Raw genomic sequence first — 877 nt, 5'->3', positions numbered from 1 at the left:
GCTCAGCCCTGCAGCATCGAAAACTTTGGTCGCCGCGGTAAGCCCGTTAAAAAGCTGCGTTTTATTCCAGCTGAGAAAGCATTTGCCTATGCATCTAAGTTCCAAGGAATGCCCGGCTGCACGGTTTCAGTTATCTAGGCCCTAGGGCCATCTAGGGGGCTCCGGCCCCCTTTTTAGTGTTCGTGCTCTCCACCCCCTCCCTCCCGGTCGGGGTTACGAGCACTCACCACATTGGGCCGCGCCCCAATAGCTACCCTTTGGGTCTTGACCCTACGTGAYTTAACCCTTTGRGTCTCAATGGCCCAGAAACAAAAGAGCAAAAGAACTGCCGGCAATGGGATGTAGRGAACTGACATCGRCTGCGGGGTAGGCGCTATGAACTGTTGCCGCAGGGTTGACCCTTGGGTCTTGGCCCTTGGGTCTTTGTTATTTATTAGTCACGCAGGTTTCTGCATTGTCTGCGGCGGGAAAAGGGCTACGCAAGCCGGCCCACCGCAACAAACTGAATAGCTGTGGGAACAATTTATATGTAGCTACTTGGCCGGCCCTTGTCCTCGCCGCAGATGCCAATGCAGTCCTGCGTTTCCTCTCATATGTCTGCTGCCAAGAAAAAGTTTGATGGTCCATCGCCAGAAGAAAAGATCGTTGCTGGTTTAGTTGAGTTGATGGAGGCAGGTATCGCGCCTTGGCGTAAGCCTTGGGCAGAAGATGGCTGTTCAGGGCATCATGTAAATCTTTTAAGCGGCCATCAGTATCGGGGCTCCAATGTGATCTTGCTCACGATCGGCATGCACGTTAGGGGTTCAGTGCTGCCGTATTGGTGCGGATTTGCAGAAGCAAAAAAGCTTGGGATTACTCCAAAGAAAGGTTCTAAATG

Annotated in this window: 1 protein-coding gene; it reads left to right on the top strand. The window is 52.6% G+C overall.

Annotated elements, in window-relative coordinates:
* Positions 1 to 593 precede the first annotated feature (593 nt).
* A partial coding sequence (locus C7K08_RS14640) for an ArdC family protein (RefSeq protein ID WP_117434671.1) occupies positions 594 to 877 on the top strand: 284 nt, incomplete at its 3' end.

The sequence above is a fragment of the Synechococcus lacustris str. Tous genome (assembly GCF_003011125.1).
GTDB lineage: Bacteria > Cyanobacteriota > Cyanobacteriia > PCC-6307 > Cyanobiaceae > Synechococcus_D > Synechococcus_D lacustris.
This window is presented reverse-complemented; position numbering and strand designations above follow the sequence as displayed.